Below are 13,547 nucleotides of genomic sequence, written 5' to 3'. Positions count from 1 at the left end.
CCGAAATGAGCGATGCTGCGATGAAAATGGTGGTGGTCGGCGCGGCGGGGCGCATGGGACAGACGCTGATCCGGCTCATCCATTCGATCGAAGGCGTGATGCTGCACGCCGCCGTCGAGCGCGCCGGCTCGCCGTTTATCGGCATGGATGCCGGCGAAATCGCCGGGCTTGGCCCGACCGGCGTCATCATCGGCGACGATCCGCTCACTGCCTTCCTGCATGCAGAAGGCGTGCTCGACTTCACCTCACCGGCAGCAACGGTGGAATTTTCGGGCCTTGCTGCCCAGGCCCGCATCGTCCACATCGTCGGCACCACAGGCTGTTCGACGGACGACGATGCCCGGATCGCCGCCGCAGCCCGCCATGCCCGTATCGTCAAGTCGGGCAATATGAGCCTCGGCGTCAATCTGCTCAGCGTGCTGGCCGAACAGGCAGCGCGGGCGCTCGATCCCGCAGACTGGGACATCGAAATCCTGGAAATGCACCACAAACACAAGGTGGATGCGCCGTCCGGCACCGCCCTTCTCCTCGGCGAGGCCGCCGCCAGGGGCCGCAATATCGATCTCGCCTCGAAATCGGTGAGGGTCCGCGACGGCCATACCGGAGCTCGGCAAGCCGGCACGATCGGCTTTGCGACGCTGCGCGGCGGCTCCGTCATCGGCGAGCATTCCGTGCTTTTCGCCGGAGAAGGCGAAATCGTCAGCCTGTCGCACAGCGCGACCGACCGCTCGATCTTCGCGCGTGGCGCCATCAAGGCAGCTCTCTGGGCGCGCGACAAAAAGCCCGGTCTCTATTCCATGCTCGACGTGCTCGGGCTTTCCTCCCAATAATGACATTTCGGAGATATATTCATGAGCGGAACTCTCGTCCTCGTTCGCCACGGCCAGAGCGACTGGAACCTGAAGAATCTCTTCACCGGCTGGAAGGATCCCGATCTGACCGAGCTCGGCATTCAGGAAGCCAATGCCGGCGGCGCCGCACTTGCCGAATACGGGATCAAATTCGACGTCGCCTATACCTCGGCGCTGGTGCGCGCCCAGCACACGCTGAAGCTCATCCTCGATAAGGTCGGCCAGCCCGACCTGCAGACGATCCGCGACCAGGCACTGAACGAGCGCGACTACGGCGACCTCTCCGGGCTCAACAAGGACGATGCCCGCGCCAAATGGGGCGAGGAACAGGTCCATATCTGGCGCCGCTCCTACGACGTACCGCCTCCCGGCGGCGAAAGCCTGCGCGATACCGGTGCCCGCGTCTGGCCCTATTACCTCACCGAAATCCTGCCGCGGGTGCTGCGCGGCGAGAAAGTGCTGGTCGCCGCACACGGCAATTCGCTGCGCTCGCTCGTCATGGTGCTGGACAAGCTGAGCAAAGAAGGCGTGCTCGCCCTCAATCTCGCGACCGGCGTTCCCATGGTCTACAAGCTGAACGCCGATTCCACCGTCGCTTCCAAGGAAGTGCTCGGCGACATGTCCGGCGCACACTGAATCCCACGGCCTTCCCTGCACCGACAGGGAAGGCCGTCCTTAGTTCTCAATCGTGAACTGGACCCGGTCGGCCGCGAACCGGCTGATTGAATATTGCACCGGCACGCCGTCGAGATCGGTATTCATCGCCTTGGCGATCAGCAGAATCGCACCGGGGGTGAGTTCGAGATCGGCCAGATCAGCCGTGTCGGCATGCGCCGCAGTCACCTCGGTCGTCGCCCGGACATAGTCCCCCAGTCCAAGGTCGGCGAAAGCCTTGGTGATCGATTGATGTTTGCGATAGGCCTCGCCGATCCCGGCGAAATGCTCGGCGGGAAACCAGCTCGTCGCCTTTGACACCGGCCGCTTGTCGGCCTCGCGCAGCGTTTCCAGCCGGATCACCCTTGCGCCCGCCTTCAGCCCCAGCCAGCGGGCGACCTCGGCGCTCGCCTCCTCCTTCACCTCATCCAACAGCAGGCTGCGCATCTCGCGCGCCTGATCGCCGATGCCGGCGGTAAACCGCGTGCGTCTGGTGATCGGGAAATTCAGTCGCTCCTTGCGTTCAATCAGCGTGCCGCGACCTTGCACCGCACGGACGATGCCTTCCTGAGCCAAGGCTGCCAAAGCGCTGCGCACCGTATGCCGGTTGACACCGAATTGCAGCGCCAGGACGGTTTCGGGCGGCACCATTCCGGTTTCATCATAGGCGCCATTGCCGATCGCCTCACGAATCCGGTCGGCGATCTGGCGCCAGAGCGCCACGCCGGTCTGCCTTTGCACCTGAGTCAGTCCCGCCATTCCATCCCCTGCCCTGCCATTTCACGCCTTCGATCGAATTCGAGGAATTACAGCATCCTTCACGCGCCTGAGAAGACCGCCGCTCTGCAGAATGTCACACGCTTGTCACGGCATCGATTTAGGACTAAGTATAGCTTGTATGGTTGTCTATATCAATAGACATTTGAAGGGAAGCGGCGATGATATCAGCGGACAGCAACAACGCTGCGTCACAGACGGCATCGGGGCGCAAGCGCGCCGCCGATCTGCTGGCGCGCGCAGAACGCAGCGAACTCTCGGCGGCCTGGAATGCGTTGCCGCAAAAGCCTTCGGCGCATGCGGTGCGCGGACCGGAGACCGGGCTGGTGATGGTGCGCGGACGCATCGGCGGCGGCGGCGCTCCCTTCAATCTTGGCGAGGTGACGGTGACGCGCGCGACGGTCCGACTCGACTCCGGCTCGGTCGGCCACGCGCAGGCGCTCGGCACCGACCGCGAGAAGGCGCGGCTGGCAGCGATCTTCGATGCGCTCTGGCAGGAGGAGGCGACGAAGGATTTCGTCGAACGGGCGCTGCTTTTGCCGATCACTGAGCGGATCGCCGATGCCGAACGCCGCAAGGCCGACGAGACGGCGGCGACCCGCGTCGATTTCTTCACCATGGTGCGGGGGGACAACTGATGGACTTCAAGACGGAAGCCTTGACCGGCGGCTTTGCCGAGCCGGTCTTCCATGCCCAGAGCGTCTTCAAGATGCTGATGGACGGAACCGCCCGTCCCGGGACGATCCAGACCGTTCAGCCCGATGTCGCGCCGCCTGTGCCGCTCGGCGTTGCCGCCGGCGCGATCGCGCTGACGCTCTGCGACCACGATACGCCGGTCTGGCTTTCCCAGGGGCTGACGAAATCGGCCGTGCCGGAGTGGCTCGGCTTCCACACCGGCGCGCCGGTGACCACGGAGAAGGCCGAGGCACGCTTCGCCTTCACCGAAGCCGGCGCCGCGCTTTGCCCCTTCGGCCTTTTCGCCTCAGGCACGCAGGAATATCCCGACCGTTCGACGACGCTCGTCATCGAACTTTCCGAACTCGAGGGTGGGCGCAGGCTGGCGCTGATCGGTCCCGGCATCCAGAGCGTCGCCGAAATTGCGCCCCTCGGGCTGCCGGAAACCTTTCTGCGGCTCTGGACCGAGAACCGCGCGCTCTTTCCGCGCGGCATCGACATCGTGCTGACATCGGCCGAGCGCTTCCTCTGCCTGCCGCGCACCACCAAGATCACAGCAACGGAGATCTGAGCTGATGTATGTTGCCGTCAAGGGTGGCGAGGCCGCCATCGCCAATGCCCACCGCCTGCTCGCCGACCGCCGCCGCGGCGACCGTTCGCTGCCGGCGATCGGTATCGACCAGATCGTCGCGCAGCTGGCGCTCGCCGTCGACCGCGTCATGGCCGAGGCCTCGCTTTTCGACCGGACGCTCGCCGCTCTGGCCATCCGCCAGGCGCGCGGCGATATGATCGAGGCGATCTTCCTGCTGCGCGCCTATCGCACGACGCTGCCGCGTTTCGGTTATTCCAGGCCGCTCGACACGGCTGGTATGACGATCGAACGGCGCATCTCGGCGACCTACAAGGATCTGCCGGGCGGCCAGCTTCTCGGGCCCACCTTCGATTATACGCACCGATTGCTGGATCCTTCGCTGCTTGCCGACGAGGCGGTCGAGACACCGGCCCAGCGCGCCGCCGAGGCCGGCCGCGTCATGCGCGTCTCCGAAATTCTCGGCGAGGAAGGCCTGATCGAGGCCGACGGCGACATGCCCGAGGATCACGAGGTCGGCGACCTGACGCGCGAGCCGATGGAATTTCCGATGAGCCGCGACCTTCGCCTGCAGGCGCTCGCCCGCGGCGACGAAGGCTTTTTGCTGGCGCTCGGTTATTCCACCCAGCGCGGCTATGGCCGCAACCATCCCTTCACCGGCGAGATCCGCATCGGTGAGGTCGAGGTGGAATTCGACGTGCCGGAACTCGGTTTCGCCGTCTCGCTCGGCGTCATCCAGATCACCGAATGCCAGATGGTCAACCAGTTCAAGGGCTCGGCCAAGGCGCCGCCGCAATTCACCCGTGGCTACGGCTTGGTGTTCGGCCAGAGCGAGCGCAAGGCGATGGCGATGTCACTGGTGGATCGCGCATTACGGTCTGAAGAGCTCGGCGAGGATATCACTGCGCCGGCCCAGGACGAAGAATTCGTCATCTCCCATTCTGACAACGTCCAGGCGACCGGATTCGTCGAGCATCTGAAACTTCCGCATTATGTGGACTTCCAGGCCGAACTCGATCTCGTCCGCCGCATGCGCCGCCAATTCGAAGCAGCCCGCAACAGGGGCGAAGATTTGAAGGAAGCCGCCGAATGAACGATCTCGCCAGCTACAACTTCGCCTATCTCGACGAACAGACCAAGCGGATGATCCGCCGCGCCATCCTGAAGGCGATCGCCATTCCCGGCTACCAGGTGCCCTTCGCCTCGCGCGAAATGCCGATGCCCTACGGCTGGGGCACCGGCGGCGTGCAGGTGACGGCCTCGATCATCGGACCTGATGACGTGCTGAAGGTCATCGACCAGGGCGCCGACGATACGACCAACGCCGTTTCCATCCGCGCCTTCTTCCAAAAGGTCGCCAATGTCGCGGTGACGACGCACACGGGCGAGGCGACGATCATCCAGACGCGCCACCGCATTCCCGAGGAAAAGCTCAAGGCCGGCCAGGTGCTCGTCTACCAGGTGCCGATCCCCGAGCCGCTGCGCTTCCTCGAGCCGCGCGAAACCGAGACGCGCAAAATGCATGCGCTGGAAGAATACGGCCTTATGCACGTGAAGCTCTACGAGGATATCGCCCGCAACGGCCGCATCGCCACGACCTATGCCTATCCGGTCAAGGTGCATGGGCGCTACGTCATGGATCCGTCGCCGACGCCCAAATTCGATAATCCCAAGATGCATCAATCGGAATCGTTGCAGCTTTTCGGCGCCGGCCGCGAAAAGCGCATCTATGCCGTGCCGCCCTATACCGACGTCGTCAGCCTGGATTTCGAAGACCATCCCTTCGAAATCCAGCGCTTCGGCAAGCCCTGCGCGCTTTGTGGCGCCGAGGATGTCTATCTGGACGAGGTGATCCTCGACGACAAAGGCGGGCGCATGTTCGTCTGCTCCGATACCGATCATTGCGAAGAGCGCCGGGCACACGGACATGCCGGCGAAATGCTGGCCCGGGAGGCTGCAGAATGACCGATACGCCGCTTCTCAAGGTCAACGACCTCTCGAAATTCTATGGCAACCGGATCGGCTGCCGCAATGTGTCCTTCGAGCTCTGGCCCGGTGAAGTGCTCGCCATCGTCGGCGAATCCGGTTCGGGCAAGACGACGCTGCTGAACTGCATCTCCACCCGGCTGATGCCAACCAGCGGCAGTGTCGAATACCGTATGCGCGACGGCACCTACCGCGACCTCTACCATATGAACGAGGCCGAGCGCCGCTTCCTGATGCGCACCGACTGGGGCTTCGTGCACCAGAATCCGGCCGACGGCCTGCGCATGACGGTTTCCGCCGGCGCCAATGTCGGCGAACGTCTGATGGCGATCGGCGACCGGCACTACGGCAAGATCCGCTCCACCGCCATCGACTGGCTGAAACGCGTCGAGATCGACGCCGACCGCATCGACGATCAACCGCGGGCCTTTTCCGGCGGCATGCGCCAGCGATTGCAGATCGCCCGCAATCTCGTCACCGGCCCGCGCCTGGTCTTCATGGACGAGCCGACCGGCGGCCTCGACGTCTCGGTGCAAGCGCGCCTGCTCGATCTCGTGCGCGGCCTCGTCAACGATCTCGGCCTCTCGGCCATCATCGTCACCCACGACCTCGCCGTCGCCCGGCTTCTGTCGCACCGCATGATGGTGATGAAGGACGGCTATGTCATCGAACATGGGCTGACCGACCGGGTGCTCGACGATCCGCGCGAACCCTACACGCAACTGCTCGTTTCCTCGATCCTGCAGGTCTGAGCGCCACTGCAGGTCCAAAACCAGGGAAGAAGACATCATGCCAACGCCTCTCGTCGTTTCCGAAGTCTCGAAGAGCTTCACCATGCACCTGCGCGACGGCATCCGGCTGCCCGTCGTCTCCGATGTCGCCTTCTCGGTCGCATCCGGCGAATGCGTCGTGCTCGGCGGCCCGTCGGGCATCGGAAAGAGCTCGCTGCTGAAGATGATCTACGGCAATTACGCCGTCGACACTGGCCAGATCCTCATCCGCCACGACGGGCGCGTCATCGATCTCGCCGCCGCCGATCCGCGCACCGTCCTCAATGTGCGGCGCAATACGCTCGGCTATGTCAGCCAGTTCCTGCGTACCCTGCCGCGCGTCGCGGCAATCGACGTGGTGGCGGAACCGCTGGTGGCGCGCGGCGAGGAAGCCGGTGCGGCAAAGGAGAAGGCGGGCGCCATGCTTGCCAAGCTCAATCTGCCGGAAGCACTCTGGCAGCTTCCGCCCGCCACCTTCTCCGGCGGCGAACAACAGCGCGTCAACATTGCGCGCGGCTTCATCACCGACCATACGATCCTGCTTCTCGATGAACCCACGGCCTCCCTCGATGCCCGCAACCGTGCCGTCGTCGTCAGCATGATTTCGGAAAAGAAGCAGGCGGGTGTCGCCCTTCTCGGCATCTTCCACGACGAAGAAGTGCGCGAAACCGTCGCCGACCGCATCCTCGACGTCCAGCAGTTCTCGCCGAGAAAGATCGCCGCATGACCCGCGGGCTAGGCATTGACCCCTATATCCACGAGACGGCCGCCGTCAGCGATTCCAGCTTCGGACGCTATACGGAGGTCTCAGAGCGCTGCCGCATCAGCGAGGCGACCTTCGGCGACTATTCCTACATCATGCAGGACGGCTCGGTCTGGTGCGCCACGATCGGCAGTTTCGTCAATATCGCCGCCGCCGTGCGCATCAACGCCACCAACCATCCGACCTGGCGCGCGACGCTGCACCACTTCACCTATCGCGCCGCCGACTATTGGCCGGACGCCGACATGGAGAATGATTTCTTCGCCTGGCGGCGCGCAAACCGCGTGACGATCGGCAACGACGTCTGGATCGGCCATGGGGCGACGATCCTGCCGGGCGTCAGCGTCGGCAACGGCGCGGTGATCGGCGCCGGCGCCGTCGTCTCGAAGAACGTCGCACCCTACACGATCGTCGGCGGCGTGCCGGCTAAGTTGATCCGCGAGCGCTTTCCGAAAGAGATCGGCGAGCGCATGGACAGGCTTGCCTGGTGGGACTGGGACCATGACCGTCTGCGCCTGGCGCTGCAGGATTTCCGCAACCTGAGCGCGGAAGATTTTCTGTCCCGCTACGAGGGCTAGACGCGCTCGTCAGGAAGCAGGGATTTGTGACACGACTTACACAAATATGACACGCGAGCTTCATGAAGCAGAGCTAATCGATGCTGACCAGGACCTGGAATGCAAGGGAAAAGCATGATGTTCGAGCTGAAGGATGTCACCCGTCGTTTCGGAAAGAAGCTCGCCGTCGACACCGTCACGCTCACCATTCCCCAAGGCCAGATGGTCGGCATCATCGGGCGCTCCGGCGCCGGCAAGTCGACGCTGCTGCGCATGATCAACCGGCTGCAGCAGCCGAGCTCCGGCTCCATCCATTTCGCCGGCGTCGAAGTCTCCGCGCTTCGCGGCCGGGCCTTGCGCAACTGGCAGCGCGACTGCGCGATGATCTTCCAGCAGTTCAACCTGGTACCGCGCCTCGATGTTCTCACCAACGTCATGCTCGGCCGCCTCAATCACCGCTCGACGCTTCTGAGCCTCCTCAACATCTTCACCCGCGAGGAACGCGTGCACGCGATCGCAGCCCTCGAACGCCTCGGCATCGAGCAGACGGCGCTGCAGGCGGCCGGCACGCTTTCCGGTGGTCAGCAGCAGCGTGTGGCGATCGCCCGCGCGCTGATGCAGAACCCGAAGATGGTGCTCGCCGACGAGCCGATCGCCTCGCTCGATCCACTGAACGCCAAGATCGTCATGGATGCACTGCGCGATATCAACGAGCGCGAGGGCATCACCGTCGTCACCAACCTTCACACGCTCGATACCGCCCGCAACTATTGTGAGCGCATCGTCGGCATGGCCGGCGGCCGCATCGTCTTCGACGGCAAGCCCTCGGAACTCACGGCCGAAGCGGTGAAGGAAATCTACGGCACGGACAAGGACGGTGCCGGCATCGACGAAACGATGACCTCGACCTCGATCAATCTCGCTCCCGAGCGGTCAGACAATCAATCCGCCGGCGTCCAACCGCTGGCGCTGGCCGGCCTCTGAGAGAGGCGGCCGCGATCGAGCGCCCGCGTCAAGGGCACACATCTTCGTAACGGAAAGCCGGGGACACCGGTCAATAGGAGAGAACTCATGTTGAAGAAAGCACTCTTTGCAGCTACGGCGCTCTTCGCGCTCGCCGGCGCCGCCAATGCCGCAGACTTGAAGGAATTCCGCATCGGCATCCTCGGCGGCGAAAACGAAGCCGACCGCCTGCGCAACTATGCTTGCCTGCAGGAAGACCTGAAGAAGGAATTCGGCTTCGAGAAAGTGTCGCTCTTCCCGGCTGCCGACTATGACGGCGTCATCCAGGGCCTGCTTGGCGGCACGCTGGACTTCGCCGAGCTCGGCGCATCCGGCTACGCGGCAACCTACATCAAGGATGCGAACGCTGTCACACCGATTTTGACGACGAAGCAGACGGATGGCGCGACTGGCTATTATTCGGTTCTTATTGCCCGCAAGGATTCGGGCTTCAAGACGCTAGCCGACAGCAAGGGAAAGAAACTCGGCTACGCCGATCCGGATTCGACCTCCGGATATCTCATTCCGAAGGTAACGCTTCCGAAGGACCTCGGCATGCCAGTTGACCAGTTTTATAGCTCGACCTCCTTCAACGGGGGTCATGAAAACAACGTACTTGCCGTTCTCGACAAGAAGGTTGACGTCGGCGTGACATGGGCCTCCGGTGTCGGCGACTTCAAGGACGGGTACACCTCCGGCAACCTGCGCAAGATGGTCGATAAGGGCACGCTCAACATGAATGACGTCGTTCAGCTCTGGCAGTCGCCGCTTATCCCGAATGGCCCGATCGTCGTCAGCAATAAGCTCGGCGACGAATGGAAGGGCAAGCTCGCCGACTTCTTCATGGCGTTACCTGAAAAGGATAAGAAGTGCTTTGAAGCAATCGAAGGCGGCGAATACGCAGGCTATGTGAAGGTAACCCCCGAATTCTACAACGCGGTCATTGAAACGCGTCGTGCGACGATCGGCGGCTGATTGAGATGACGTCAATAGGGCGGCCGGCGAGGGCCGCCCTATTGATTGAAGAGATGAGGCGTTCATGACCATTGCCGAAGCATCGACGCGAATGCTGGCCGCGAGCAGTAAGGACATAGCGTTTGCGTGGGACCGTATGGTCGCCAAGCGCCGCTTCTACACTGTCCTTGGCGTGATCATCCTCGTTGCGGCTTTTACCAGTTCCGTACGGTTCGCCGACGAGAGCAATGCCGGCCATTTCTTCGACCGCCTGCCGCATCTTTTCGACTTCCTGAGCTGGCTCATTCCCAAGGATTGGAACGATGTCTGGCGGGCGTTGTTCGACATAGCGAGCCCGAACGACAAGGGTGGCGAGGAGTTCAACTTCGCCAATGGTCGCGTCTACGTCTGGGGCGCCTTTTACATCCCTGAATATTTCGAGCTGATGATCGTCACGATCAATATTGCGCTCGTCTCGACCGTCATCGCTTTCCTCTTTGCCGTTCCGCTCAGCTTCTTTGCCGCCCGCAATCTGACGAAGAACTGGCCACTGCGCATCTTTACCAAGCGCACTATGGAATTTCTGCGCGCCTTCCCGGAGATCGTCATTGCCGGTCTGTTTTCGGCGATCCTTTCGATTGGTCCGGTGGCCGCCATTATCGCGATCACGCTCCACACAATCGGCGCACTCGGCAAGCTCTTCTATGAAGTTGCCGAAAACATCGACATGAAACCGGACGAAGGCATGCGGGCCGTCGGTGCGAACTGGCTGGAGCGCGTGCGCTTCGCCGCCCTGCCCCAGCTAATGCCGAACTATGCTTCCTATGCGCTGCTGCGTCTTGAGATAAATGTGCGTGCGTCGACCATTATCGGAGCCGTCGGTGGCGGCGGCATCGGCGAGGAATTGAAGCTTTCGATCTCGCGCGGATTCGGCGCCAAGACGGTGGCACTCGTTCTGCTGCTGTTCGTGACGATCGTTGCCGTCGACCAGTTTTCCGCTTGGCTGCGCCGCCGGCTCGTCGGCGAACACGCCTTTCTTCTGCAACATTGAGGCCGCCATGACGGTGATCGACGCTAACCGCATGCACGAAATTGAAGCGCGCTATCCGGAATATCTGCACCGGTCGTTCCGCCAGCGTTTCGGCGGGCTGATGCTCCTCATCGCTACGCTGCTCTACGGCCTCTACGCCGTCTGGTTCTTCGACCTGCCGAAGCTCATCGCCGAAGCCCACTGGGAACGCTTCGGCATCTACATGAGTCAGTGGATCAGCTATGACGTGCAGCCGGAATTCCGCATCGAGGATGATGGCACGATCCAGACGCGCTATCCGCGCTTTTCGCCGCTCGGTGACGATCCGCATCCGGACTGGGTAAAGGCCAATGCCGATGGCAGCATCACGGTTGACGTCGGCGGCAGCAACCGGATTGTCACCGTAAGCAAGAGCCAGACGACGATCGTTGCCCATGGCATGACGGTGCCGGTCGATGTCACCAGCGGCGCGCCAAAAGTCGTCGGACCGGTGCCGAGTTGGATGACCGTTTATGATGACAACGTACTTGCCGATCTCGGTTTCGCTGGGAACGTCAGCGTCTCCGCCGATCGCGTAAAGGTGCGCAAACGCTTCATCGGCTGGCCGAATTTCGTGTTTGATACGCAGTCGACCTTCTTTGACAAGCCGGTTGGCGAGGTCCTCAGTCTCATCGTCTCCGCTCCGCGCATCGAGCCCGATAAGTCCAACCTGTCGCTCGCCTTCGACAATATCTGGAACAACAGCGCATGGCAGCATGGCGACGTGTGGACCAAGCTGTTTCAGACGATCGTGATGGCTTTCCTCGGCACGCTGCTCGGTTCGCTTGCCGCCTTCCCTCTCGCCTTCATGGCGGCGCGCAACATCACCCCGAACAGGTTCCTCAATCAGGCGCTGAAGCGCTTCTTCGACTTCCTGCGCTCCGTCGACATGCTGATCTGGGCGCTGTTCCTGACGCGCGCCTTCGGCCCCGGCCCGCTTGCGGGTTCCGGCGCCATCTTTCTTACGGAGACCGGCACGCTCGGCAAGCTCTATTCCGAAGGGCTGGAAAATATCGACAACAAGCCTCGCGAAGGCGTCAAATCCACGGGCGCATCGACCATGCTGGTCCATCGCTACGGCATCATGCCGCAGATCGTTCCGGTTATCGTCAGCCAGACGCTCTATCAGTGGGAATCGAACGTGCGTGGCGCCACCATCATCGGCGCCGTCGGCGCGGGCGGCATCGGCCTTAAGCTCTGGGAGGCCATGCGCACCAACTCAAACTGGCAAAATGTCGGCTATATGGTTCTCCTGGTGTTGCTGGTGGTCTTCGTGTTCGATGCATGCTCCAATGCTTTGAGACGTCGTCTGATAGGCGACCGATAAACCGAAGCTGATCGGCGATCCGGATCGGCATTTGAATGGTCGCCGGGGGAGAGATCTGGGCTAGGAGCTCGGGTGGCACATAAGGGCCACGCCGATGGGTCCATCGGCGCCTTCGGCTTGGTCGAGCTGAAGCGCCAGCCGCTTGTGCAAACGACCGTGATCGTCGGTCTTGCCCGCGTGAACTGCCTCGGTCTCAGTGACTTGATTAAATGCGTTATTCTTAAACGCGTCCGTTCGTCATCGCTTGAATTGCGCCTCAATCGCCAAGGGTGTTATTTCGTCTTCTTCCTATTTCGAACTGTTTCATTTTTTGCATCCCGGTTGAGCTCATCCTCTGGCGGTTGTCACGAAACTGTCATCCAAACGTCATCGTTCTGCAATGTGCCGCCACTAGCTGAACATACTCGCCGCTTTGCCCCGATGACGGCACGCAATCGAACACAATTTATTGAGGAAGCGTTTCTCATGCTCACCAGCAAAATTCTCTCGGCCTGCTTCGGCGCGGGCCTTGTTGCCGCTCTGGCGGTTTCGGCCTCCGCCGCCGATATAACCGGCGCCGGCTCCACCTTCGTCTATCCCGTACTCTCCAAGTGGTCTGCAGACTACAACAAGCAGACCGGCGACAAGCTGAACTACCAGTCGATCGGTTCGGGCGGCGGTATCGCCCAGATTAAGGCGGCAACGGTCGACTTCGGCGCATCCGACAAGCCGCTCGATCCCAAGGAACTGACCGATGGCGGCTTCGGCCAGTTCCCGCTCGTCGTCGGCGGCATCGTTCCCGTCATCAACGTCAAGGGCATCAAGTCGGGCGAGCTGAAGCTGACCGGCAAGGTTCTCGCCGACATCTATCTCGGCAACGTCACCAAGTGGAACGACAAGGCCATCGCCGATCTGAACCCGGGCCTGAAGCTGCCCGACAGCCAGATCGCCGTCGTCCACCGTTCGGACGGTTCGGGCACTTCCTTCAACTGGACCAACTACTTCTCCAAGGTCAATGAAGACTGGAAGAGCAAGGTCGGCGAAGGCACCGCCGTCAACTGGCCGGTCGGCATCGGTGGCAAGGGCAATGAAGGCGTCGCCGCCTACGTTACCCGCGTCAAGGATTCGATCGGCTATGTCGAATATGCCTACGCCCTGCAGAACAAGCTGTCCTACGCGCTGATCCAGAACGCTGCCGGCCAGTATCCGAAGCCGAATGCCGAAAGCTTCTCGGCCGCTGCCGCCAGCGCCGAATGGACCAAGGCTCAGGACTTCTACCTGATCATGACCAATGCTCCGGGTGAAAAGGCCTGGCCGGTGACCGCCACGACCTGGGCGATCATGTATAAGGATCCGAAGGATGCGGCGCGCTCCAAGGCTGCCTTCGCCTTCTTCAAGTGGGCGCTGGAAAAGGGCCAGAAGGAAGCCTCTTCCCTCGATTACGTTCCGCTTCCGGAGACCCTGGTGAAGCAGATCGAAGACTACTGGACAGCTTCCTTCAAGGGCTGATACAGACGAGCCTGCGGTCGGGGCGGCAAGCGAGGCTTGCCGCCCCGTATGCTTTTGACGCCCCTCAAAGCAGTCGAGCAATTGA

Annotated in this window: 15 protein-coding genes; 14 read left to right on the top strand and 1 reads right to left on the bottom strand. The window is 62.2% G+C overall.

Annotation, left to right across the window (positions count from 1 at the left end; genetic code table 11):
• The first annotated feature begins 5 nt into the window (after positions 1 to 5).
• A complete protein-coding gene (gene dapB / locus J2J99_RS01065; RefSeq protein WP_168295617.1) occupies positions 6 to 830 on the top strand; it encodes a 4-hydroxy-tetrahydrodipicolinate reductase in 825 nt (274 codons plus the stop codon).
• 21 nt (positions 831 to 851) lie between these two features.
• Positions 852 to 1,487 carry a 2,3-bisphosphoglycerate-dependent phosphoglycerate mutase gene (locus tag J2J99_RS01060; RefSeq protein WP_064681556.1) on the top strand — a complete coding sequence of 212 codons (636 nt, stop codon included), beginning with the start codon at positions 852 to 854 and terminating at the stop codon, positions 1,485 to 1,487.
• Positions 1,488 to 1,526: 39 nt separating this feature from the next.
• Here the strand turns inward: J2J99_RS01060 and phnF are convergent, their stop codons facing one another.
• Positions 1,527 to 2,264 carry a phosphonate metabolism transcriptional regulator PhnF gene (phnF, locus tag J2J99_RS01055; RefSeq protein WP_168295620.1) on the bottom strand — a complete coding sequence of 246 codons (738 nt, stop codon included), beginning with the start codon at positions 2,262 to 2,264 and terminating at the stop codon, positions 1,527 to 1,529.
• Between the two features lie 179 nt (positions 2,265 to 2,443).
• Here phnF and phnG point away from each other — a divergent pair, with 179 nt between their 5' ends.
• From phnG to pstS, 12 genes are all read left to right on the top strand, one after another.
• Complete coding sequence (phnG, locus tag J2J99_RS01050) at positions 2,444 to 2,920, top strand: phosphonate C-P lyase system protein PhnG (protein WP_168295621.1); 477 nt, start codon at positions 2,444 to 2,446, stop codon at positions 2,918 to 2,920.
• Positions 2,920 to 3,528 (top strand): phosphonate C-P lyase system protein PhnH, encoded by a 609-nt coding sequence (gene phnH / locus J2J99_RS01045; RefSeq protein ID WP_168295623.1) that lies wholly within the window; start codon positions 2,920 to 2,922, stop codon positions 3,526 to 3,528. Before phnG ends, phnH begins: the two co-directional genes overlap by 1 nt.
• A gap of 4 nt (positions 3,529 to 3,532) precedes the next feature.
• Positions 3,533 to 4,639 (top strand): carbon-phosphorus lyase complex subunit, encoded by a 1,107-nt coding sequence (locus J2J99_RS01040; RefSeq protein ID WP_168295625.1) that lies wholly within the window; start codon positions 3,533 to 3,535, stop codon positions 4,637 to 4,639.
• Positions 4,636 to 5,511, top strand: coding sequence for an alpha-D-ribose 1-methylphosphonate 5-phosphate C-P-lyase PhnJ (locus J2J99_RS01035; protein ID WP_168295626.1), 876 nt, complete (start codon positions 4,636 to 4,638; stop codon positions 5,509 to 5,511). Before J2J99_RS01040 ends, J2J99_RS01035 begins: the two co-directional genes overlap by 4 nt.
• Complete coding sequence (phnK, locus tag J2J99_RS01030; protein ID WP_168295628.1) at positions 5,508 to 6,284, top strand: phosphonate C-P lyase system protein PhnK; 777 nt, start codon at positions 5,508 to 5,510, stop codon at positions 6,282 to 6,284. The genes J2J99_RS01035 and phnK overlap by 4 nt, the downstream gene beginning before the upstream one ends.
• Positions 6,285 to 6,321: 37 nt before the next feature.
• Complete coding sequence (phnL, locus tag J2J99_RS01025; RefSeq protein ID WP_168295630.1) at positions 6,322 to 7,029, top strand: phosphonate C-P lyase system protein PhnL; 708 nt, start codon at positions 6,322 to 6,324, stop codon at positions 7,027 to 7,029.
• Entirely contained in the window at positions 7,026 to 7,643 is a 618-nt protein-coding gene (locus tag J2J99_RS01020; protein ID WP_168295632.1) for a DapH/DapD/GlmU-related protein, read from the top strand. Before phnL ends, J2J99_RS01020 begins: the two co-directional genes overlap by 4 nt.
• Positions 7,644 to 7,760: 117 nt before the next feature.
• Positions 7,761 to 8,606 carry a phosphonate ABC transporter ATP-binding protein gene (gene phnC / locus J2J99_RS01015; protein ID WP_205918711.1) on the top strand — a complete coding sequence of 282 codons (846 nt, stop codon included), beginning with the start codon at positions 7,761 to 7,763 and terminating at the stop codon, positions 8,604 to 8,606.
• Between the two features lie 87 nt (positions 8,607 to 8,693).
• Entirely contained in the window at positions 8,694 to 9,599 is a 906-nt protein-coding gene (gene phnD / locus J2J99_RS01010) for a phosphonate ABC transporter substrate-binding protein (RefSeq protein WP_168295634.1), read from the top strand.
• 64 nt (positions 9,600 to 9,663) lie between these two features.
• Positions 9,664 to 10,629 (top strand): phosphonate ABC transporter, permease protein PhnE, encoded by a 966-nt coding sequence (gene phnE / locus J2J99_RS01005; RefSeq protein WP_168295636.1) that lies wholly within the window; start codon positions 9,664 to 9,666, stop codon positions 10,627 to 10,629.
• A gap of 7 nt (positions 10,630 to 10,636) precedes the next feature.
• Positions 10,637 to 11,974 carry a phosphonate ABC transporter, permease protein PhnE gene (gene phnE / locus J2J99_RS01000; RefSeq protein WP_168295638.1) on the top strand — a complete coding sequence of 446 codons (1,338 nt, stop codon included), beginning with the start codon at positions 10,637 to 10,639 and terminating at the stop codon, positions 11,972 to 11,974.
• Between the two features lie 465 nt (positions 11,975 to 12,439).
• The gene (gene pstS, locus J2J99_RS00995) at positions 12,440 to 13,462 is read left to right on the top strand and encodes a phosphate ABC transporter substrate-binding protein PstS (RefSeq protein WP_168295640.1); all 1,023 of its coding nucleotides are present in this window, start codon (positions 12,440 to 12,442) and stop codon (positions 13,460 to 13,462) included.
• Positions 13,463 to 13,547: the final 85 nt, after the last annotated feature.

This window comes from Rhizobium binae, assembly GCF_017357225.1.
GTDB classification, from domain to species: domain Bacteria; phylum Pseudomonadota; class Alphaproteobacteria; order Rhizobiales; family Rhizobiaceae; genus Rhizobium; species Rhizobium binae.
The sequence above is the reverse complement of the archived record's forward strand: the minus strand, read 5'-3'. Positions and strand labels throughout refer to the sequence as shown.

Bases quoted from the DNA above. Each gene is read 5' to 3' on its own strand.
- dapB (WP_168295617.1), top strand. From the start codon at position 6: ATGAGCGATGCTGCGATGAAAATGGTGGTGGTCGGCGCGGCGGGGCGC.
- J2J99_RS01060 (WP_064681556.1), top strand. From the start codon at position 852: ATGAGCGGAACTCTCGTCCTCGTTCGCCACGGCCAGAGCGACTGGAAC.
- phnF (WP_168295620.1), bottom strand. From the start codon at position 2,264: ATGGCGGGACTGACTCAGGTGCAAAGGCAGACCGGCGTGGCGCTCTGG.
- phnG (WP_168295621.1), top strand. From the start codon at position 2,444: ATGATATCAGCGGACAGCAACAACGCTGCGTCACAGACGGCATCGGGG.
- phnH (WP_168295623.1), top strand. From the start codon at position 2,920: ATGGACTTCAAGACGGAAGCCTTGACCGGCGGCTTTGCCGAGCCGGTC.
- J2J99_RS01040 (WP_168295625.1), top strand. From the start codon at position 3,533: ATGTATGTTGCCGTCAAGGGTGGCGAGGCCGCCATCGCCAATGCCCAC.
- J2J99_RS01035 (WP_168295626.1), top strand. From the start codon at position 4,636: ATGAACGATCTCGCCAGCTACAACTTCGCCTATCTCGACGAACAGACC.
- phnK (WP_168295628.1), top strand. From the start codon at position 5,508: ATGACCGATACGCCGCTTCTCAAGGTCAACGACCTCTCGAAATTCTAT.
- phnL (WP_168295630.1), top strand. From the start codon at position 6,322: ATGCCAACGCCTCTCGTCGTTTCCGAAGTCTCGAAGAGCTTCACCATG.
- J2J99_RS01020 (WP_168295632.1), top strand. From the start codon at position 7,026: ATGACCCGCGGGCTAGGCATTGACCCCTATATCCACGAGACGGCCGCC.
- phnC (WP_205918711.1), top strand. From the start codon at position 7,761: ATGTTCGAGCTGAAGGATGTCACCCGTCGTTTCGGAAAGAAGCTCGCC.
- phnD (WP_168295634.1), top strand. From the start codon at position 8,694: ATGTTGAAGAAAGCACTCTTTGCAGCTACGGCGCTCTTCGCGCTCGCC.
- phnE (WP_168295636.1), top strand. From the start codon at position 9,664: ATGACCATTGCCGAAGCATCGACGCGAATGCTGGCCGCGAGCAGTAAG.
- phnE (WP_168295638.1), top strand. From the start codon at position 10,637: ATGACGGTGATCGACGCTAACCGCATGCACGAAATTGAAGCGCGCTAT.
- pstS (WP_168295640.1), top strand. From the start codon at position 12,440: ATGCTCACCAGCAAAATTCTCTCGGCCTGCTTCGGCGCGGGCCTTGTT.